The organism is Amycolatopsis sp. NPDC059657 (genome assembly GCF_042734395.1).
GTDB lineage: Bacteria > Actinomycetota > Actinomycetes > Mycobacteriales > Pseudonocardiaceae > Amycolatopsis.
This window is the reverse complement of record NZ_JBHWEB010000020.1, coordinates 50,292-69,246: the sequence shown is the minus strand read 5'-3', so window position 1 is coordinate 69,246 and position 18,955 is coordinate 50,292. Positions and strand designations below refer to the sequence as shown.

General features: G+C 69.4%; 23 protein-coding genes and 1 pseudogene. 14 read left to right on the top strand and 10 right to left on the bottom strand.

What is annotated here, in order from left to right; translation table 11 throughout:
• Positions 1–2: 2 nt before the first annotated feature.
• From ACFV15_RS13930 to ACFV15_RS13910, 5 genes are read left to right on the top strand one after another with little or no spacing between them, the layout of a single operon-like run.
• Positions 3–332, top strand: a complete 330-nt coding sequence (locus tag ACFV15_RS13930; RefSeq protein WP_091294162.1) for a helix-turn-helix transcriptional regulator — start codon at positions 3–5, stop codon at positions 330–332.
• Positions 323–997, top strand: coding sequence for a permease prefix domain 1-containing protein (locus ACFV15_RS13925; protein ID WP_378350608.1), 675 nt, complete (start codon positions 323–325; stop codon positions 995–997). Before ACFV15_RS13930 ends, ACFV15_RS13925 begins: the two co-directional genes overlap by 10 nt.
• Positions 994–1,320: a DivIVA domain-containing protein gene (locus ACFV15_RS13920; protein ID WP_378350607.1), complete on the top strand. Its 327-nt coding sequence runs from the start codon at positions 994–996 to the stop codon at positions 1,318–1,320. The genes ACFV15_RS13925 and ACFV15_RS13920 overlap by 4 nt, the downstream gene beginning before the upstream one ends.
• Complete coding sequence (locus ACFV15_RS13915) at positions 1,313–1,768, top strand: SRPBCC family protein (RefSeq protein ID WP_378350606.1); 456 nt, start codon at positions 1,313–1,315, stop codon at positions 1,766–1,768. Before ACFV15_RS13920 ends, ACFV15_RS13915 begins: the two co-directional genes overlap by 8 nt.
• Complete coding sequence (locus ACFV15_RS13910) at positions 1,765–2,334, top strand: DNA-3-methyladenine glycosylase I (protein ID WP_378350605.1); 570 nt, start codon at positions 1,765–1,767, stop codon at positions 2,332–2,334. Before ACFV15_RS13915 ends, ACFV15_RS13910 begins: the two co-directional genes overlap by 4 nt.
• Positions 2,335–2,374: 40 nt before the next feature.
• Here ACFV15_RS13910 and ACFV15_RS13905 read toward each other — a convergent pair whose 3' ends face one another.
• Complete coding sequence (locus ACFV15_RS13905; protein WP_378350603.1) at positions 2,375–3,169, bottom strand: enoyl-CoA hydratase-related protein; 795 nt, start codon at positions 3,167–3,169, stop codon at positions 2,375–2,377.
• 196 nt (positions 3,170–3,365) lie between these two features.
• Here ACFV15_RS13905 and ACFV15_RS13900 point away from each other — a divergent pair, with 196 nt between their 5' ends.
• Both ACFV15_RS13900 and ACFV15_RS13895 read left to right on the top strand, forming a co-directional pair.
• The gene (locus tag ACFV15_RS13900; protein ID WP_091294302.1) at positions 3,366–3,533 is read left to right on the top strand and encodes a DUF3117 domain-containing protein; all 168 of its coding nucleotides are present in this window, start codon (positions 3,366–3,368) and stop codon (positions 3,531–3,533) included.
• Positions 3,534–3,632: 99 nt separating this feature from the next.
• Positions 3,633–5,093: a leucyl aminopeptidase family protein gene (locus tag ACFV15_RS13895; RefSeq protein ID WP_378350601.1), complete on the top strand. Its 1,461-nt coding sequence runs from the start codon at positions 3,633–3,635 to the stop codon at positions 5,091–5,093.
• A 100-nt stretch (positions 5,094–5,193) separates the two neighbouring features.
• Here ACFV15_RS13895 and ACFV15_RS13890 read toward each other — a convergent pair whose 3' ends face one another.
• Positions 5,194–6,084 (bottom strand): LysR family transcriptional regulator, encoded by an 891-nt coding sequence (locus ACFV15_RS13890; RefSeq protein WP_378350600.1) that lies wholly within the window; start codon positions 6,082–6,084, stop codon positions 5,194–5,196.
• A 72-nt stretch (positions 6,085–6,156) separates the two neighbouring features.
• Between ACFV15_RS13890 and ACFV15_RS13885 the strand changes: the two are divergent.
• Positions 6,157–7,266: pseudogene (locus ACFV15_RS13885) on the top strand (MFS transporter); the annotation flags it as partial.
• Here ACFV15_RS13885 and ACFV15_RS13880 read toward each other — a convergent pair.
• Positions 7,251–7,904: an O-methyltransferase gene (locus ACFV15_RS13880; protein ID WP_378350599.1), complete on the bottom strand. Its 654-nt coding sequence runs from the start codon at positions 7,902–7,904 to the stop codon at positions 7,251–7,253. The pseudogene ACFV15_RS13885 and the gene ACFV15_RS13880 sit on opposite strands and share 16 nt — an antisense overlap.
• A 205-nt stretch (positions 7,905–8,109) precedes the next feature.
• On the opposite strand from ACFV15_RS13880, the gene sigE reads away from it, so the two are divergent.
• The 4 genes from sigE (at position 8,110) to tatB (ending at position 11,451) form a co-directional block, all read left to right on the top strand.
• Positions 8,110–8,733: an RNA polymerase sigma factor SigE gene (gene sigE / locus ACFV15_RS13875; protein WP_378350671.1), complete on the top strand. Its 624-nt coding sequence runs from the start codon at positions 8,110–8,112 to the stop codon at positions 8,731–8,733.
• Positions 8,730–9,386 carry an anti-sigma factor family protein gene (locus tag ACFV15_RS13870; RefSeq protein WP_378350598.1) on the top strand — a complete coding sequence of 219 codons (657 nt, stop codon included), beginning with the start codon at positions 8,730–8,732 and terminating at the stop codon, positions 9,384–9,386. Before sigE ends, ACFV15_RS13870 begins: the two co-directional genes overlap by 4 nt.
• A gap of 97 nt (positions 9,387–9,483) precedes the next feature.
• Positions 9,484–10,986 carry a S1C family serine protease gene (locus ACFV15_RS13865; protein ID WP_378350597.1) on the top strand — a complete coding sequence of 501 codons (1,503 nt, stop codon included), beginning with the start codon at positions 9,484–9,486 and terminating at the stop codon, positions 10,984–10,986.
• A gap of 48 nt (positions 10,987–11,034) precedes the next feature.
• Positions 11,035–11,451 (top strand): Sec-independent protein translocase protein TatB, encoded by a 417-nt coding sequence (gene tatB / locus ACFV15_RS13860; RefSeq protein WP_378350596.1) that lies wholly within the window; start codon positions 11,035–11,037, stop codon positions 11,449–11,451.
• Between the two features lie 134 nt (positions 11,452–11,585).
• Here the strand turns inward: tatB and ACFV15_RS13855 are convergent, their stop codons facing one another.
• From ACFV15_RS13855 to ACFV15_RS13835, 5 genes are all read right to left on the bottom strand, one after another.
• Complete coding sequence (locus ACFV15_RS13855; protein ID WP_378350594.1) at positions 11,586–12,731, bottom strand: Mrp/NBP35 family ATP-binding protein; 1,146 nt, start codon at positions 12,729–12,731, stop codon at positions 11,586–11,588.
• A 9-nt stretch (positions 12,732–12,740) separates the two neighbouring features.
• Positions 12,741–13,262: a DUF1003 domain-containing protein gene (locus ACFV15_RS13850; RefSeq protein ID WP_378350593.1), complete on the bottom strand. Its 522-nt coding sequence runs from the start codon at positions 13,260–13,262 to the stop codon at positions 12,741–12,743.
• Positions 13,255–14,562 carry a magnesium transporter MgtE N-terminal domain-containing protein gene (locus tag ACFV15_RS13845; protein ID WP_378350591.1) on the bottom strand — a complete coding sequence of 436 codons (1,308 nt, stop codon included), beginning with the start codon at positions 14,560–14,562 and terminating at the stop codon, positions 13,255–13,257. Before ACFV15_RS13845 ends, ACFV15_RS13850 begins: the two co-directional genes overlap by 8 nt.
• Positions 14,563–14,633: 71 nt before the next feature.
• Entirely contained in the window at positions 14,634–15,041 is a 408-nt protein-coding gene (locus ACFV15_RS13840; RefSeq protein ID WP_378350590.1) for a hypothetical protein, read from the bottom strand.
• A 123-nt stretch (positions 15,042–15,164) separates the two neighbouring features.
• Complete coding sequence (locus ACFV15_RS13835) at positions 15,165–15,566, bottom strand: hypothetical protein (RefSeq protein ID WP_378350589.1); 402 nt, start codon at positions 15,564–15,566, stop codon at positions 15,165–15,167.
• Between the two features lie 147 nt (positions 15,567–15,713).
• On the opposite strand from ACFV15_RS13835, the gene ACFV15_RS13830 reads away from it, so the two are divergent.
• Positions 15,714–16,526 (top strand): slipin family protein, encoded by an 813-nt coding sequence (locus ACFV15_RS13830; RefSeq protein ID WP_378350587.1) that lies wholly within the window; start codon positions 15,714–15,716, stop codon positions 16,524–16,526.
• Here ACFV15_RS13830 and ACFV15_RS13825 read toward each other — a convergent pair whose 3' ends face one another.
• Positions 16,527–17,087 carry a DUF4190 domain-containing protein gene (locus ACFV15_RS13825; protein ID WP_378350586.1) on the bottom strand — a complete coding sequence of 187 codons (561 nt, stop codon included), beginning with the start codon at positions 17,085–17,087 and terminating at the stop codon, positions 16,527–16,529.
• A gap of 15 nt (positions 17,088–17,102) precedes the next feature.
• Entirely contained in the window at positions 17,103–17,489 is a 387-nt protein-coding gene (locus ACFV15_RS13820; RefSeq protein ID WP_378350585.1) for a DUF4190 domain-containing protein, read from the bottom strand.
• Between the two features lie 139 nt (positions 17,490–17,628).
• Between ACFV15_RS13820 and ACFV15_RS13815 the strand changes: the two genes are divergently transcribed.
• Complete coding sequence (locus ACFV15_RS13815; protein ID WP_378350584.1) at positions 17,629–18,825, top strand: acyl-CoA dehydrogenase family protein; 1,197 nt, start codon at positions 17,629–17,631, stop codon at positions 18,823–18,825.
• The last annotated feature ends 130 nt before the right edge of the window (positions 18,826–18,955 follow it).

Here is an 18,955-nt window from a genome sequence, read left to right as displayed (position 1 = left end):
CTATGAAGGCGGACGTCCTGCGCGGACACCTCGACGCACTACTGCTGGCCGTGCTCGACGGCCGCAAGCTCCACGGTTACGCGATCATCGAATCGCTCCAGCTGCGCAGTGACGGCGCGCTCGACCTGCCGACCGGCACCGTGTACCCGGCGCTGCGGCGCCTCGAACGGGCCGGCTACCTCGCCAGCGAGTGGGACGTCGTGTCCGGCCGCAAACGCCGCACCTACAAACTCACCCGCTCCGGTCAGCGCGCGCTCGCGACCGAACGCCAGGAGTGGCAGGAGTTCACGAACGTCATCGGTGGCGTGCTCGGGGGACAGGCATGGGCCTGATCGACCACTACCTCGCCGAACTCGACAGCAGGCTGCGCGGCCCCGGCTCGGCCAAGGCGGACCTGCTCGAGGAAGCACGCGACGGCCTGCACGACGCCGCCGCCGCGTACCGCGAAGGAGGCTGGGATGAGGAAGAAGCCCAACGCCGTGCCGTCGCCGAGTTCGGACCCGCGGCCGTCGTGGCCCGCGACTACCAGGCCGAACTCGGGATGCACACCGGCGTCCGCACGCTCTGGAAGGTGGTGCTGGGGGTCCCGCTGATGCAGCTGACCTGGGACGTCGTGCGGATGCTGACCTTCGGCGCGTGGACGAAGCTGTCCACGCCGACCCCTGGCTGGTACAAGTACGCGGCCCAGTTCACCCACGGCTCGGCGTACCTCGTCGCGCTCGTGGGGCTGCTCGCGCTGGCGGGCACGCGGTGGCTGTCCCGCCGCGCCGACGGCGGGCAGATCGCCAAGCTGACGTCAGGGCTGCTCGTGGTCGCGGTCGGGTTGAACCTGCTTTCGGTCGCGGTGATGGTGGGCGCCACCGGGGTGGTCGACGTGAACCGCCTGTTCCTCAGCGTGCCGTGCGGGATACTGACCGTGGTCTGGGTGCTCGTCAGCCTCCGGCTCGTCGTGCTCGCGCGACGTTCCTGGGAGACGTGTGCCACGATCGTCGCGTGACGACCGCGCTGATCTACCTCGTAGTCATGCTGCTGGTGGCCGCCGTGGTGTTCCTGCTCGCCGCGGTGATCTTCGGCAGGGGCGAGGAGCTCGCCCCGCTGGCGCCCGGCAGCTCGCCGACCCGGCTGCCCGCCGAAGACATCACCGGCGACGACATCGAGCAGGTCCGCTTCCAGCTCGTGCTGCGTGGCTACAAGATGACCGAGGTCGACTGGGTCGTCCGCAGGCTCGGCGTCGAGATCGATGGCCTGCGCGCGCGGATAGCGGAGCTCGAAGCCGAGCGTGCCGACCATGCAGGCCAGAAGGTGTCACCTCTTGAGTGACGTCGTGCTGTCGGTCGAGGTCAACGCCCCGGCAGGCACGACCTGGCTCGCGCTGACCGACTGGGCACGCCAGCGCGAGTGGATGCTCGGCACCGACGTCCGCGTGATCGAGGGCAACGGCCGCGCCGTCGGCACGAAACTCGCCGCGTTCACCGGGCTGGCCGGGATCGGGTTCACCGACACCATGGAGATCACCACCTGGGAGCCGCCGGTCCGCTGCGTGGTGCGCCACCTCGGCACGATCGTCAAGGGCACCGGGGTGTTCCAGGTGACGAGCAACGGCCCGCACCGCTCCACTTTCGTCTGGGCGGAGCACCTTTCACTCCCGTTCGGCCTGGTCGGCAGGCTGGGCTGGCCGTTCGTCAAACCCGCGATGGTGCTCGGCCTGCGGCAGTCGCTGCAGAAGTTCGCGCGGTTCGCGGAGTCCTATTCGCTGGGGGATCGATGAGTTCGCTGGTCGGCGCGGACGGTGTCGCGCGCTGTTCGTGGGGTAATTCGACACCGGACTACGCCGAGTACCACGACACCGAGTGGGGAGTCCCGCTCCGCGGGCGCGACGCGCTGTACGAGCGGCTCTGCCTGGAGTCGTTCCAGTCGGGGCTTTCGTGGATCACGATCCTGCGCAAGCGCGAAGGCTTCCGCGCGGCCTTCCTCGGCTTCGACCCCGAGAAGGTGGCGGAGTTCGGCGAGGACGACGTCGAGCGGCTGATGCAGGACGCGTCGATCGTGCGCAACCGGGCGAAGATACTGGCCGCGATCAAGAACGCTCGCGCGATCGCTTCCTTGGATGTGCCGCTCGACGATCTGCTCTGGTCGTTCGCGCCCGCCAAGCACAAGCGGCCGCGCACGATGGCCGACGTCCCGGCGATCACCGACGAGTCCAAGGCGATGGCCAAGGACCTCAAGAAGCGCGGCTTCGGCTTCCTCGGCCCGACCACCTGTTACGCCTTGATGCAGGCCACCGGCATGGTCGACGACCACGTCAAAGGCTGTTTCCGGGCCAAGAGCTCGTGAGTGGTATGGCCGGTTAGAACCGGCCATACCACTCACGACCTCACTTGCCCTGGAAGGTCGGGCGGCGTTTGGTGACGAACGCCTCAACGGCTTCGGCGTGATCCGCGGTCGCGCCCAGCGCGGACTGCGCGGCGTCCTCGGCGGCCAGCGCCTCGTCCAGAGTGGACTCGGCGGCCGTGGCCAGCACGCCCTTGATCTTCGCGTAGGCGACCGTCGGACCGGCCGCGAGCCGCGCCGCGACGGCCTGAGCCCGCGCCGCGAGCTCCTCGTCGGGGACGACCTCGCTGACCAGGCCGAGCGTCAGCGCCTCCGCCGAGTCGACCGTGCGGGCGAGCAGCATCAGCTCGGCCGCGCGGCCGAGCCCGATCAGCCGCTGCAGCGTCCAGGAGGCGCCGGAGTCCGGGCCGAGGCCGACGTTCGCGAACGCCATCAGGAAGTTGGCGGACGTCGCCGCGATGCGCAGGTCGCTCGCGTACGCGAACGCCGCGCCCGCGCCCGCCGCCGGGCCGTTGATCGCGGCGATGACCGGCTTGGCCATCCCGACGATGGTCTTCACGATCGGGTTGTAGTGCTCCTTGACCGTGTGCAGCGGCGCGGGGTCGTTCGCCTGCAGCAGCCCGACGTGCTCCTTCAGATCCTGTCCCGCGCAGAACGCCTTGCCCGCTCCGGTGATCACCACGGCACGGACTTCCGGATCTTCCGCGGCCTCCCGCAGGGCGGCCAGCAGCAGTTCCTTGAGTTCGACGGTCATCGAGTTGTACGCCTTCGGCCTGTTGAGCGTCAGCGTGCGGACCCCCTCGGCGTCGGCGGTGAGCAGAACGTCGGATGTGGTCACAGAATCTCCTCGGGCGAAATACATCGGTACGCATGGAGTCTTACAGCCCGGCGGGCCGCATACCAGCACCGATACGGCGGCAAAAGATCGGTCCGCGTTCGCGCTCGGTCGCTGATGAGGGACAATGGACAGTAGGACCCGGCTGGCTTTTACGAGCGCGACCCGGGCGCGCCGGTTAAGACGGAGGGAGCACGCTATGGCGGCCATGAAGCCCCGGACCGGAGATGGTCCCCTCGAAGTGACTAAGGAGGGGCGGGGCCTCGTGATGCGCGTCCCACTCGAGGGTGGCGGGCGACTTGTCGTCGAGCTTTCGGCAGAAGAGGCGAAGGACCTAGGAGTGGCCTTGCAGGAGGTCACCGGCTGAGCCGAACCTCCTGCTCGAGCCACAATTCCGCACCCCGGTTTCCGCGCTGCTCAGCGCTGGAGGCCGGGGTCGCGGTCACTCTCTTGGAGATCACGCACCGTGCGCATCCCGATACCCCCCGTCCCCTATCCGCTGATCGACATCGAGGTCGCCGACACCCAGCGTCGTGGTGCCCCGCTCGCGATCCTGGTGTCCGCCCCCGAAGATCACGAGGATGGCACGCCCGCCGACCCGTTCGAGCTGGAGGGTGTCACCTCCAGCGGCCGCGCGGGCGAGGTCCGCACGATCCCCGCCGGATCGGGCCCGCGCTGGCTGGCCGGCATCGGTGACGGTGAGCCCAAGCAGTACCGCAAGGCGGGCGCCGCGCTCGCCCGCGAGGCCGAGTCGTACCTCGACGGCAACGGCGGGCACGCGTTCCAGATCGAACTTCCCGAAGAGGCCGACGGCGACGACGTCGCCGAGCTGATGATGGGCGCGCTGCTCGGCGGCTACCGCTACAGCGTCAGCGCCGACCGCACGAAGCCCGCGGTCCGCACGTTGCGCGTGCTCACCAGGTACGAACGGGCTGTGCCCGCGTACGAGGAGATCGCGGCGCGTGTCCGCGAGCTCGCCGGAGCGGCCGCGCTGGCCCGCGATCTCGCGAACACCCCGTCGAACGTCAAGAACCCGGCGTGGCTGGCCGAGATCGCGCAGAAGACGGCGGTGCCCGGACTGACGGTCACCATCCGCGACGAGAAATGGCTCGCCGAGCAGGGCTTCGGCGGCGTGCTCGCGGTCGGCGGCGGCTCCGCCAGCCCGCCGCGCCTGATCGAGCTCGAGTACCGCCCGCGCGGCGCCGCCAAGCACCTGCTGCTCGTCGGCAAGGGCATCACGTTCGACACCGGCGGCATCTCCATCAAGGGCGCCGACGGCATGCACCTGATGCGCACGGACATGGCGGGCGGCGGCGCGGTCATCGCCGCGGCCCGCGCGATCGCCGCGCTCAAGCTCCCGGTGCGCGTCACCGCGCTGGTGCCCGCGGCGGAGAACCACGTCTCCGGCTCGTCGTACCGGCCGGGCGACGTCGTCCGGCACTTCAACGGCGTGACCACCGAGGTCGGCAACACCGACGCCGAAGGCCGCATGGTCCTCGCGGACGCGCTCGCCTACGGCATCAAGCGCTTCAAGCCGGACGCTGTCATCGATGTCGCGACACTGACGGGTGCGATGAAGGTCTCGCTCGGTCTCCGCACCGGCGGCCTCTTCGCCACCGACGACGCACTCGCCGACCGCGTCCGCGAAGCGGGCGAGCGCGCGGGCGAGGCATGGTGGCGGATGCCACTGCTCGAAGCACACGCCGAGACCATCCGAGGCGAACTGGCCGACATCCGCCAGGCGGTACCCGGCCCCGGCGGCATCACGGCGGCGCTCTTCCTCCGCGAGTTCGTCGGCGACACCCCGTGGGCCCACCTCGACATCGCAGGCCCCGCCCGCGCGGACAAGACCTACGACGACGTCGTACCCGGCGCCTCGGGCTTCGCCGCCCGGACCCTGGTGGAACTGGCCTCCGCCTACCGCTGAGCCCGGGGAAAAAAATCCCAATGCGGCATTGGTCAGGTTTCAGCACGCCAATGTGGCTTTCGTCAGCTCAGAGCTGACGAAAGCCACATTGGGATTTTTTTCAGCGGCGGGTGGCGTGGGCGCGGAAGGCGGCGACCGCAGGGGGCAGGGGTTCGCCCGCGCGCCACACCAGGCCGATCGACCGGCCCGCCCGCGGGGTGATCGGGACTTCGACGACGCCGGCGGGTGCGCCAGGCTCGAAGTGGGGGAGTAGCGCGACACCCAGCCCGGCCGCGACCAGGCCGCGTACGGTGTCGGACTCCTGGCCTTCGAAGGCGATCTTCGGCTCGAAGCCCGCTTGGGCGCACAGGGCGTCCGTGATCTGGCGCAACCCGTAGCCCTGCTCCAGCAGGACGAACTCCTCCTCGGCCAGCTCGGCGATGGTGACCTCGTCGCGTGAAGCGAGCGGATGCGCGGACGGGACCGACAGGAAGATCTCCTGCTCCGACAGCACGGAGGACTCGAACGCCGGGTCGTCCGGCGTCGGGGCGAGCAACGCCAGGTCGAGTTCGCCGTCGCGGAGGCGGTCCAGCATGTTCTGCCGGGAACCCTGGACGAGGGTGAACCGGGTGCCGGGATGCGCCGCGCGGTAGTCGCGGACCAGTGACGGGACGAGCGAACGGCCGAGCAGGTGCAGGAAACCGAGCACGACGTGACCGCTCGACGGCTCGACCTCCTCCAGCACACGGCGGACTCCGGATTCGAGGCGCGTCAGAGCGTCGGACGCGGCGTCGGCGAGGAGTTCGCCCGCTCGGGTGAGACGGATCCCCCGGCCGTGGGGCACGGTCAGCGGGGCGCCGAGCGCCGAGCCCAGCGCCGCGAGCCTGCGGCTGAGCGTGGGCTGGGGCACGTCGAGCAGCTCGGCCGCACGGGTGATGTTCGCCATCTCCCTGAGAGCGGCGAGCAGCGCGAGGTTGGGCGCCAGCTGGGCCGCGAGCTTCTCATGCGTCACGGTATCGATAGTCGCAGATCAGCGTATTAGACGTATTGATTAGCGAAGCTTACTTTCGGACGCGTGTCTCGGGTGACCCTCGCCGTGGCGGCTGCCGGCATCTCGTCGTTCGCGTTGCTCTACGCGCCGCAGCCGCTGCTTCCGCAGCTCTCGGCCGAGTTCCACCTCGACCCCGGCGCCGCCTCGCTCGCGGTCGGTGTCGGGACGGGCGCGCTGGCGCTGGCCGTGCTGCCCATCGCCGCGCTGTCGGAGGTGGTCGGCAGGCGGGCGGTGATCATCACCTCGGTGCTCACGTCCGTGCTGCTCGGCCTGCTGCTGCCGCTCGCGCCGTCCTATCCGGTGCTGCTCGCGCTGCGCGCCGTCCAAGGCGTCGCGATCGCGGGCTTTCCTGGCGTCGCGGCGGCGTATCTGGTCGAGAAGCTGGGGAAGACGGGCGTCGCCGCCGCCGTCGGCGCGATGATCGCGGGTAACACGATCGGGGGCATGACCGGCCGCCTGGCCAGCGGTTTCGCCGCGGCCGGGCTCGGCTGGCGCGGCGCGCTGGCCGTGGTCGCGGTGATCGCGCTCGGCTGCGCCGTCGTGACCGTCCTGGCGCTGCCGAGGTCGTCGAAACAGGCCAAGGCCAACCTCTTCGGCGGCTTCGGTGCCGCGCTGACCAGCAGGATCCTGCTGGTGCAGTACGTCATCGCGCTGCTCGCCATGGGCTCGTTCGTCGCGCTCTACAACGCGGCGGGGTTCCGGCTGACCGGCGCGCCGATCAACCTGTCGCCCGCGATCGCGTCGCTCGTGTTCCTGGCGTACGCGATGGGCGCCGTGTCCTCGTCGACCGCGGGCCGCCTGGTCGCCAGGTTCGGCCGACGCCGTGCGCTCATCGGCGCGCTACTGGTCACCATCAGCGGCGGACTGCTCACGTTGCCTGACTCGTTACCGCTGGTCGTGGCCGGATTCGTGGTGCTGACCGGCGGCTTCTTCGCCGCGCACGCGGTCGCCAACGGCTGGGCGGCCGCCGAGGCGCCGGAACACGCGCGCGGCCAGGTTTCCGGCCTCTACACGCTCTGCTACTACCTGGGCAGCAGCGTCGGCGGCACGATCGGAAGCGTCGTGTACGGGCACGCGGGCTGGCCGTGGCTGATCGCGCTCACCACGGCATGGCTGGGCCTCGCCCTCTACGCGACGGCGGCGACCAAGAGCCCGCCGCCGACGGGCAGCAACGCGGGCACCAGCCGCTCGTCCTCGCGGATGGCACGCGCGACCTCGCGCAGCGCCAGCGTCTCGGGATCACGGCGTGAAGGATCGGCCACCCTGCCGCCGGCGAGCACGTTGTGGAACGCCAGCACGCCACCTGGCCGCAGCAGCGACACGGCCTTCTCGTAGCAGCTCGGGTACTCCACTCGTGCCGAATCGACGAACACCAGGTCGTAGCCGCCGGGGGTCAGCCGGGGGAGCACGTCGAGCGCCTTGCCCATGATCAGCCGGGTCCGCCCGGGCGGGAAGCCCGCCTCGGTGAACACCTTGCGCGCCGACCGGTGGTACTCCGGCTCGAGGTCGATGGACGTCAGCACGCCGTCACGGGCCATCCCGCGCAGCAGGTACAGCCCACTGACCCCGGCGCCCGTCCCGATCTCCACGACGGCCCTGGCCTGCAGTGTCGCGGCCATGAAGCGCAGCGCGGCACCGGCGGCGGGCCCGAGCGGGACACAGCCGAAATCCGCCGCTCTGACGCGCGCGGCGACCAGCGCCTCGTCGTCAGGCAGGTACCCCTCCACGAAATCGGCGTCAGTCACCTGAGCCGAGGGGGTGGCGTGTGTTCCGGAGCTCACGCAGGGAGGTTAGCGCTGCTTGTCGATAAATCAGCGCAGGCTCCCTGATCGACCCGGTTTCAACTTGACCATCAACTTCTCAGACTTCTCTCAGCCCAAGCTCATTAGAACCATAAGGAAGCCGGACAGACTCAAGTCCAGCAGATCGGGAACACCGAGCGGACCGCCCGCGTTGGGTGCAGTAAGTGGGGAGAACAGCCTGATGATGGAGGTGCCGACTCAGCCGATGACGACAAGCCAGCTGGAGAGCCCGCACGAGGTCGAGCCGGTCACGGTCGACGCGAGCGAGGCCACATGGACCCCGCCCTCGTGGGACGAGGTCGTCCGCGAGCACGCCGACCGCGTGTATCGCCTGGCCTACCGTCTCACCGGCAACACCCACGACGCCGAGGACCTCACGCAGGAGACCTTCATCCGCGTGTTCCGCTCGCTCGCGTCCTACAAGCCCGGCACCTTCGAAGGCTGGCTGCACCGCATCACCACCAACCTCTTCCTCGACATGGCGCGCCGCCGCTCGCGGGTGCGCATGGAGGGGCTGCCCGAGGACACCGACCGGATCGTCGGCGACGACCCGAGCCCGGAGCAGGTCTACTCGGACACCCACCTCGACCCGGATCTGCAGGAGGCGCTCGACGAGCTGCCCCCGGAGTTCCGCGCCGCGGTCGTGCTGTGCGACGTCGAAGGTCTCTCGTACGAGGAGATCGGCGCGACGCTGGGCGTTAAACTCGGCACCGTGCGAAGCAGGATTCACCGCGGGCGGCAGGCGCTGCGCGCTTCCCTGGAACGCCGTCGCGCGACGGAACGTGAAGCCGTGGAGGCCCCCGCATGAGCGAACCGCGAGGATGGGGCCTCCCCGAGTCGCATTTGCTTCCAGACGCGGTAGTGGCCCTCGTGGACGGCGAGCTGACGCTCGGCGCCCAGGACAGGGCGATGGCGCACATCGCGCGGTGCGCGTCGTGCGCGGCCGAGGTGTCGGCGCAGCGGCAGGCCGTACGTGCGCTGCGGCGCGCGGGCGCGCCGTTGATGTCCGCCGGGTTCCTGGCCAGCCTGCAGCAGATCCCGCAGAACACCGAACTCGACGCGACACCGGACAACCTCGCGATCACCGCGGACGGTCAGCTCGTCGCGATCCAGCGGCCCGACCGGGTCGCCGGGCTGCGTGACTCCGGCGTGCTCGGAGGCACCTCCCCGTTGGGAAGTTCCGCGCCGCTGGGTAACTCGCCCAACGTGCTCGGCGGCGGCAGGATCGGTGTGGCCAAGCGCCGTGCGGCGCAGGGCGCGGGTGTCGTGGTCTCCGGACTCGTGCTCAGCGCACTCGCCCTGGTCGCGACCTCGGGTGACACCGGCGAGGTCGCCAACGACAGCAGCACCCGGCCGCCGCAGCAGGGCGTCAACCTGGTGCCCGCCGAGCTGGTGCCGCCGAAGCCCGTTCCCGCCACGCCGACGGTCACCTCGACGCCGCAGCTCGTGGGCCTGAAGTAGGCAACGCCAGTTTCACCGTTGCCGAGGCAGACTCGGTCACTGAGGCTTGGCGGTAGGGTCACGCCGAGCGACCTGATCATCTCAGCACCGGGGAACGATGACCGAGCAGCCGAATCACGAGCAGCATGGCGAAGACCGGCTCCCGCCGCGTCCGCTCGACAAACCCGCCGTGGATCCGGCGCTGGCAGCGACCTTCGGGCGCCCGCACGGCGTCGAAGGCGCTTTCGACAAGCTCTCCGCCCCCGCCCGTGGCAACGGTCATCGGCCGCTCGGCCCGCCGCCGGAGTCTCTGGCCGAGGCGTTCCGGCGCCCGGAAGGCGCCGAGGGCGTGCTGCTGGAGCGTCCGGCCGGTGGCAACGGTTCTGCCAAGGCGGATCCCGCCGAAGCCGCGTTGTGGTCCCACGCCGCGAACCCCTGGCGTGACCCCGGCGCGGGCGCGGTGCTCGGCGGTCCCGCCGTGGCCACCGAGGACGAGGAAGAGCAGGCCGAGCGCAAGCCAGGCGCGCAGCTCAGCCTGCCCGAGGTCCTGTTCGGCCGTCGCGTCAAGCCCAGGGCGCTGGCACTGCTCGGCGTCATCGCGCTGCTGGTCGGCGCTGTCGGCGGGCTGGTCGGCTGGTGGTTCGCCAGCGCGGGTGAGTCGCTGACCGGCTCCGCGAACATCGCCGAGGCCGAAGCCGCCAAGGAACGCCCGGCCGGTTCGGTCGCCGACATCGCGAAGCGGGTCGCGCCGGCGGTCGTCTCGATCCAGGTCACCGCCCCAGGCGCGGACAACGGGAGCCTCGGCTCGGGTGTGGTGATCGACGGGCAGGGGTACCTGCTCACCAACTACCACGTGATCGCCGACGCGGTCACCAACAAGCAGATGATCGTGACGGTGTTCTTCACCGACGGCAGGCAGGCCATCGGCAGGGTCGTCGGCGGTGACCTGAAGGGCGACCTCGCGGTGGTCAAGGTCGATACGCCGAACCTCACGGTGGTCCAGGTCGGCAAGTCAGGCGACCTGGCGCCCGGCGACGCGGTGGTCGCCATCGGCTCCCCTCTCGGCCTGCAGAACACGGTCACCGCCGGCGTGGTGAGCGCGGTGAACCGGCCGATGATCGCCGGTGGGGACGAGGGCCAGGCGCCCGGCGCCTACTACGCGGTCCAGACGGACGCACCCATCAACCACGGCAACTCCGGTGGCGCGCTCGTCGACTCGACCGGCGCGCTGGTCGGCATCAACTCGTCGATCAAGACCGCGCAGGGCGACGGCAGCATCGGCCTCGGCTTCGCGATCCCGTCCGACAAGGCGATGAAGGTCGCCAAGGCACTCATCAAGGGCGAGACGATCAAGCACGCCGACATCGGCATCAACGTCGCCTCGGTCGCGGGCAGCACCAGCACCGGCGCGCGTGTGCAGAACCTCGCTCCGGAGGGCCCCGGCGCCAAGGCGGGCATCCGCGAGGGCGACGTGATCATCAAGATCGGTGACCACCCGGTCCGCGCGGCCCTCGATTTCCTGGCGGGCGTCGACGACAAGGCGCCCGGTGAGGTCGTCCCTGTCCAGCTTGTCCGTGACAAGGCGGTTTTGACCGTCGATGTGACCTTGGGATCGGCCTGACCACACAGGTAGGCTTGACTTGGTTTGGCCTGACGCGGAGGTTCACGGGTGTTCGACAGCGTTGGCTGGGGCGAGATCCTCGTGCTCATCGTCGCCGGTCTCTTCATTCTCGGTCCGGAGCGGTTGCCTGAAGCGGCGGCCTGGCTCGCCAAGAGCATGCGCAAGGTTCGCGAGTTCGCCACCGGCGCCCGCGAGCAGCTGCGCGACGAAATGGGCCCGGAGTTCGAGCAACTCCGCAAGCCCCTCGAAGACCTGCGCGGCCTGCGCAACTTCGACCCCAAGCGCGTGGTGACGCAGCACCTGTTCGACGGTGACTCGGACCCGCTCGGCCTGAACAACATCAACGGCAACGGCGGCACGAACGGCGCCAACGGGTCGAACGGCTACGCGGCGGCGCCGGCGAAGCCGCAGGCCGAGCCGTTGAAGCCGGGCGAGAAGCCACCGGTCGACCCGGACGCCACCTAAGCCTGGGCTGGCCCGCGCCGCGATCGAAACGAACGCCCCGTTCGCAACGCTCAGCGTTGTGAACGCCCCGTTCACAACGTTCGAGCATCCCCCGAGTACCCAAAGTACTCGGGGGGACCGACAGGAATGGGGCGTCAGCGACCCGCGGGGGTCACGTTCAGCATCATGCCCGCGAGACCGCGGGCGCGGACCGAAAGCTTGGTCGCGACGTCCTTCAGCACGAGCGAGGCAGGGGCCTCGGGCTCGGCCAGCACGATCGGGGTGCCCGCGTCGCCCTGCTCGCGCAGGCGGGGGTCGAGCGGGACCTGACCGAGCAGCGGGACCTTGGAGCCGACCGACTTCGAGAGCGAGTCCGCGACCGTCTGGCCGCCACCCGAGCCGAAGACCTCCAGGCGGGTGCCGTCCGGGTTCTCCAGCCAGGACATGTTCTCGATGACGCCCGCGACGCGCTGGCGGGTCTGGATCGCGATCGCGCCCGCGCGCTCGGCGACCTCGGCTGCCGCCTGCTGCGGGGTGGTGACGACCAGGATCTCCGCGTTGGGGATGAGCTGGGCGACCGAGATGGCGATGTCGCCGGTGCCCGGCGGCAGGTCGAGCAGCAGGATGTCGAGGTCGCCCCAGAACACGTCGGCCAGGAACTGCTGCAACGCCCGGTGGAGCATCGGGCCACGCCACATGACCGGGGCGTTGCCGGGGGTGAACATGCCGATCGAGATGACCTTCACGTCATGCGCCTGCGGCGGCATGATCATCGTGTCGACCTTGGTCGGCTTCTCGTTCGCGCCCAGCATGCGGGGGATCGAGTGGCCGTAGATGTCGGCGTCGACCACGCCGACGGAGAGGCCGCGCTGGGCCATGGCGACCGCGAGGTTGACCGTCACCGAGGACTTGCCGACGCCGCCCTTGCCGGACGCGACGCAGTAGACCCTGGTCAGCGAGCCGGGCTGGGCGAACGGGATGACCGGGTCCGCCGAGTCGCCGCGCAGCGACTTGCGCAGCTCCGTGCGCTGCTCGTCGCTCATCACGTCCAGCTCGACGTGCACGGCGGTGACGCCGGGTAGCTTCTCGACCGCGGCCTTGGTGTCGTTGGTGAGCGTCGCCTTGAGCGGGCAGCCGGCGACCGTCAGGTAGATGCCGACGGTGACCACGCCGTCTTCGCCGACCACGACGTCCTTGACCATGCCCAGATCGGTGATCGGTTTCTTGATCTCCGGGTCCTGGACGGCCTTCAGAGCGGTACGGACTTCTTCGACGCTGGGAAGCTGCTGCGTACTGGTCACGCCTCCATGCTACGTACCGGTAGGAGTCGCGCTCTCGGCCCGGTTCTGCTTGGGCTTCTTCGGCTTCGGGTTGAGGTCTTCGCGCAGCTTGTCGAGCTCGCCGCGCAGATAGTCGCGCGTCGCGACCTCGCCGACCGCGATGCGCAGCGCGGCGATCTCCCTGGCCAGGTACTCGGTGTCCGCCTTCGTCTGCGCCGCGCGGTTGCGGTCCTCCTCCAGCGAGACGCGGTCGCGGTCGTCCTGCCGGTTCTGCGCGAGCAGGATCAGCGGCGCGGCGTACGCGGCCTGCGTCGAGAATGCCAGGTTGAGCAGGATGAACGGGTACGGGTCCCAGCGCAGCGAGACCGCGAACAGGTTCAGCACGATCCAGACGACGACCGCCAGCGTCTGCCAGAACAGGTACTTCCCGGTGCCGAGGAACCGCGCGACCCGTTCGGTCAGCCGCCCGAACATGTCCGGGTCGATGCTGAAGGCGAACCGGCTCTGGCTGCGCGGCTGGTCCAGCCGCCGCCGTGACAGGAGCTCAGGCATGGTCCGCCTCCTCAGGGTGGTCACCGGGTTCGCCGGTGATGTCGTGGAGACCGGTCTCACGCCAGTCCTCCGGCAGCAGGTGGTCGAGCACGTCGTCGACCGTGACCGCGCCGAGCAGATGATCCTCGGCGTCGACGACCGGTCCGCAGGCGAGGTTGTACGCCGCGAAGTAGCGCGTCACCTCGGCCAGCGGCGCTTCGGGCCGCAGCGCGGACAGGTCGGTGTCGGTGATGCCCGCGACCAGTTCGGCCGGTGGCTCGCGCAGCAGGCGCTGGAAATGCACGCAGCCGACATAACGCCCGGTCGGCGTCTCGGTCGGCGGGCGGCAGACGAACACCATGCTCGCCAGCGCGGGCGGCAGCTCGGGGTTGCGGATGCGCGCGAGCGCCTCGGCGACCGTCGCGTCGGGCGTGAGGATCACCGGCTCCGGCGTCATCAGGCCACCCGCGGTGTCGGCCGAGTACGCCAGCAGCCGCTTGACCGGCGCCGACTCGTCCGGCTCCATCAGCTCCAGCAGCCTGGTCTGGTCGGCGGGGGTCAGCTCGGCGAGCAGGTCGGCCGCGTCGTCGGGGTTCATCGCCTCGAGGATGTCCGCGGCGCGCTCCTCCGGCAGGTAGGAGAGCAGGTCCTTCTGGTCGTCCTCCGGCAGCTCTTCGATGACGTCGGCGAGCCGCTCGTCGTCCATCGCGTCGGCGACCTCATGCCGCCGTTTCAACGGCAGGTCGCGCAACGTGGCGGCGACGTCGACCGCGCGCATGGTGTCGAACAGCACCAGCAGCTGCCCGGCGCCTTGCGGCTGCCCGGCGAGATCGGTCAGCCCGAGCCCTGTCACCTCCGACCAGGGCATGACCTGCAGCGATCCGCGCCGCTTGCTGAGGCCGAGTCCTCGCGCGCGCTCGCGGATGGCGAGCTTCGCGAGCACCCAGTCGCGGGTGCGCGTCGGCTCCATGGCCGCGTCGACCACGGTGATCCTGGCGTCCGATCCCGCGAGCCCGGCGTGCGCGTCGAACAGCTGCCCGACCACGAGCACTTCGTTGGGGCGGCGGTGGAAACGGCGCATGTTGACCGAACCGGTCGCCAGGGTGACCGCGATCGGCTCGATCGAGGTGACCCGCAGCATCGGCACGAAGACGCGGCGCCGGGTGGACAGCTCGACCACGATCCCGAGCACCCTCGGCGCCTGATGGTCCAGCCGCAGGCCCGCGACCACGTCCCTGACCTTGCCGATCGACTCCCCATCAGGGCCGAAAACCGGCAAACCCGCCAGTTGTGCGACAAAAACCCTGTTCACGGAGCCCATGGCGATCAGCCTATGGGGTGGCACGCGGCGCCGCCCGACCGAGTCGGACGGCGCCGCGGAGCCTCACCGGCTCAGATGGTGACGCAGACGTTGCGGGTCACCGGGTTGTTGTTCCCGTCGAAGAACTTCCCGCACCAGAGCTGGCCGGAACGGGCGACGTAGTTGGGGTTCGTGATGAATCCCTCGGTGTAACCCCAGGTCTTGGTCGGGCTGTTGGTGGCGTAGCCGTCCGGGCCCCAGACGTAGAAATGCCCGTACATCGAGCCACCGGACATGTTCGAGGCCATGACCTGGCTCACCACACAGCTGCCTGTCACTTCTTTGAAGTAGACGAAGACGGTGATCCCGTCGTTGTTCTGGCTCTTGGTGCCAGGACAGCCTTGCACCGACTGCGGTCCGGCGGCCGCCGCTGAAGCGGGTGCGGCCAAGCCGGCGAGACCGGCGAAGGCGATGAGCGCTCCGATAATGAATTTCCGCACGATACCCCCTGTGTCGATCAGCTTGAGCGACTTGAACCTAAGTGAGATTTTCGAGTCCGGGCAAGGGATTTCAGCCTGGGCTGAAAGCGCTTTCGTGAACGCGGCGAGCGGCACCCCGTCCGATCAGACGGTGACGCAGACGGCCCTGGTCACCGGGTTGTTGTTGCCGTCGTAGAACTTGGCACACCAGAGGTCACCAGGGTGGGTCTTGAACCGGGGATATTCGTTGTACCCGTCCGAGGTGGTCCACATCTTGGTCACACTGTCCTTGTAGAAGCCGTCCGGCCCGAACATGTTGAAATGCCCGTACATATTGCGGAGGCGCCGGTCGGCGAGCACTCGATCGACGTAGCACTCGCCGCTGAACGTCGTGTAATAGACCCAGACAGTGATGCCATCGTCCGCTTGGGCCTTCATATCGGTACTACAGCCCGCTGCCGTTGTTTCGGTAGCGGCCGACGCCGGTGTGACGGAGCCGGTAATGGCCGCGAGCGCCAGCAGAACGGCGGCAATCGATTTACGCACGAGACCCCCAGAATCGAAAAGGTGCTTCCGGCGGGAACCTTTCCAGCCCTCATACCAGCCGACAAGGAATTTCAAGCAGGGCTTAAAACGTGACCTGACGCGGCGTAGCATCGAAGGCAAGGGATGCGTGCACACCAGGGAGTTGCCATGGTGATCGAGATCCTCAGCGCGGCGGTGCTCGCGGGCGGCGCGTGGCTTTCCGCGAGCGTCCGGGTGGTCAAGCAATACGAGCGCGGCATCGTGTACCGGTTCGGCCGGGTCAGGCCCGCCGTGCGCGGCGCGGGACTGACCTACCTGGTCCCGTTCGTGGACCGGCTGCAGAAGGTCAACATGCAGATCGTCACGATGCCGGTGCCCGCGCAGGACGGCATCACCCGCGACAACGTGACCGTCCGGGTCGACGCGGTCGTCTACTTCAAGGTGATAGACCCGGTGATCGCCGCGGTCAACGTGCAGGACTACCGCGCGGCCGTGGCGCAGGTCGCGCAGACCTCGCTGCGCTCGATCATCGGCAAGAGCGACCTCGACGACCTGCTCTCCAACCGGGAACGGCTCAACGAGGGCCTGGAACTCATGATCGACAGCCCCGCGCTCGACTGGGGCATCCACATCGACCGCGTCGAGATCAAGGACGTCGCGCTGCCGGAGTCGATGAAGCGCTCGATGTCACGCCAGGCCGAAGCCGAACGCGAACGCCGCGCGCGGGTCATCTCAGCCGACGGTGAACTCCAGGCTTCCTACAAGCTCGCGCAGGCGGCGGCGCAGATGGCCGACACACCCGCCGCGCTGCAGCTGCGCTTGCTGGAGACCGTCGTCGAGGTCGCCGCAGAGAAGAACTCGACGCTCGTGCTGCCGTTCCCGGTGGAACTGCTCAGGTTTCTGGAGGCCTCGACACCCAGACCGGCCGAGAAGCCACCGGAGAAACCCGTCAACGGCCAGTTGAAGGCCGCCGACGGCTGATCACCGGTAACTCCACCCGGTCGTGTAGGAAACGATCGCCGCCGCCAGCACCCCGGCCCACAGCGCGAGCATCACGTAACCGACGATGATCGCGGACAACGCCATGCCCTCGCCGCCCGCTTGACCGCGCTTGGCCTGGTTGTACGCGATGTGACCCATGATCACGCCCGCGATCGCCGCGAGACCGCAGGTGAGCAGCCCGGCGATCGAGCTGACCAGCGCGCCGATCGCCAGCCCGCTGCTGGGCGGCGGCACGTACGGGCCACCCGTCGGCGCGTAGCCGTACTGGTAGCCCTGGCCGTAGGGCGGCTGCGTGCCGAACGACTCGGGGCCGGGCGACACGAACGGCTCGGGCGCGGGCGGGGCGCCGTACGGATCCGGCTCCGGATCCGGCGAGGCGAAGCCGGTCGACGAAGGGAACACCTGCTCCGGGGCGGGCGTGGGCTCCGGGGCCGGCTCGGCCGTGGGATCCGGCGAAGGCGACGGCGCCGCGGTGGCGTCGGCCACCGGATCGGGTGACGACGGCGTCGGGTCCGATGCCGGGCTGGACGGTTCGGTCATGCTCTTCTGCCCCTCTTACCTGAAACGCCAGTCGGTCGCGAAGCCGAACGCGAGGAACACGCCGACGCCGATGATGATCAGCGCGATCGCGAGGTACCCGATGATCAACGCGGCCAGCGCCATGCCCTCGCCACCCGCCTCACCGCGCTTCGCCTTGGCGCGCGCGATGTGCCCGAGGACGATCCCGACGATCGACAGTGTCCCGCCACACAGGAAGAGCCCGACGATCGAGCAGACCAGCGCGCCGACGGCCATCCCGGTGTCCTGGCTTGCCGGGTTGATCCCGGACCCGTACGGGTAGCCGGGCTGCGGATAGCCGTAGGGCTGCTGCTGGTACGGCCCCGACGGCTGCTGCCCGTACGGCGGGGGCTGCTGGCCGTAGGGATCCTGCGGGTAGCTCACGTTCTGTTCCCCTCGTGCTGGTGTGCTCTCACCGTAGACGGGCGTGAGCGTGCTCATAGCAGTACTGGGGGATTGGGGTCATACTCACCGGTAACCCAGCGCCGGGCACGGCGTTCCGACCGCTCGAAAGGGAGCAGTGATGGCTCGCCTCGCCCAGACAGCCGGCCTGACGGACGTCCAGTCCGAGATCCTCGCGACGGTCCGTGCGTTCGTGGACAAGGAGGTCATCCCGCACGCACAGGAACTGGAGCACTCCGACACCTACCCGGCCGAGATCGTCGAGGGCATGAAGGAGATGGGCCTGTTCGGGCTCACCATCCCCGAGGAGTTCGGCGGGCTCGGCGAGTCGCTGCTGACCTACGCGCTCGTCGTCGAGGAGATCGCGCGCGGCTGGATGAGCGTCTCCGGCGTGATCAACACGCACTTCATCGTCGCGCACATGATCTCGCGGCACGGCACGCAGGCGCAGAAGGAGCACTTCCTGCCCAGGATGGCGACCGGCGAGGTGCGCGGCTCGTTCTCCATGTCCGAGCCGGACCTCGGCTCCGACGTCGCCGCGATCAAGACCCGCGCCAAGCGCGACGGCGACGACTATGTCATCGACGGCGCCAAGATGTGGCTCACCAACGGCGGCAGCTCCAACCTGATCGCGCTGCTGGTGAAGACCGACGAGGGCGCCGAAAAGCCCCACCAGAACCTGACCACCTTCCTCGTCGAGAAGCCTGAGGGCTTCGGCGAGGTCGCTCCGGGGCTCACCATCCCCGGCAAGATCGACAAGATGGGCTACAAGGGCGTCGACACCACCGAAGCGGTGTTCGACGGCTTCCGCATCGGCGCCGACAAGGTGCTCGGCGAGGCGCCGGGCAAGGGCTTCTCGTACATGATGGACGGTGTCGAGGTCGGCAGGGTGAACGTCGCCGCCCGCGCCTGCGGCATCGCGATCCGCGCGTTCGAGCTGGCCGTCGAGTACGCCCAGCAGCGCAAGACCTTCGGCAAGGCGATCGCCGAGCACCAGGCGATCGCGTTCAAGCTCGCCGAGATGGCCACCAAGGTCGAGGCCGCGCACCTGATGATGGTCAACGCCGCGCGCCTCAAGGACTCCGGCGAGCGCAACGACGTCGAAGCCGGCATGGCGAAGCTGATCGCCAGCGAGTACTGCGCCGAGGTCACCCAGGACTCGTTCCGCATCCACGGTGGCTACGGCTACTCGAAGGAGTACGAGATCGAGCGCCTCATGCGCGAGGCCCCGTTCCTGCTCATCGGCGAAGGCACGTCCGAGATCCAGAAGACGATCATCTCGCGCGGTCTCCTGCGCGAGTACAAGTCGCGGGGATAAGGGCTCGTGAGTGTTCCCGACGGTCAGAACCCGCGGGAACACACACCACATAAGCTGGTGGGCAGATATGGGTGGCGCCGACCCCCGGGCCGCGCGCACCCCAGGTGGCGCGCGGGCGTTGCGGAGACGT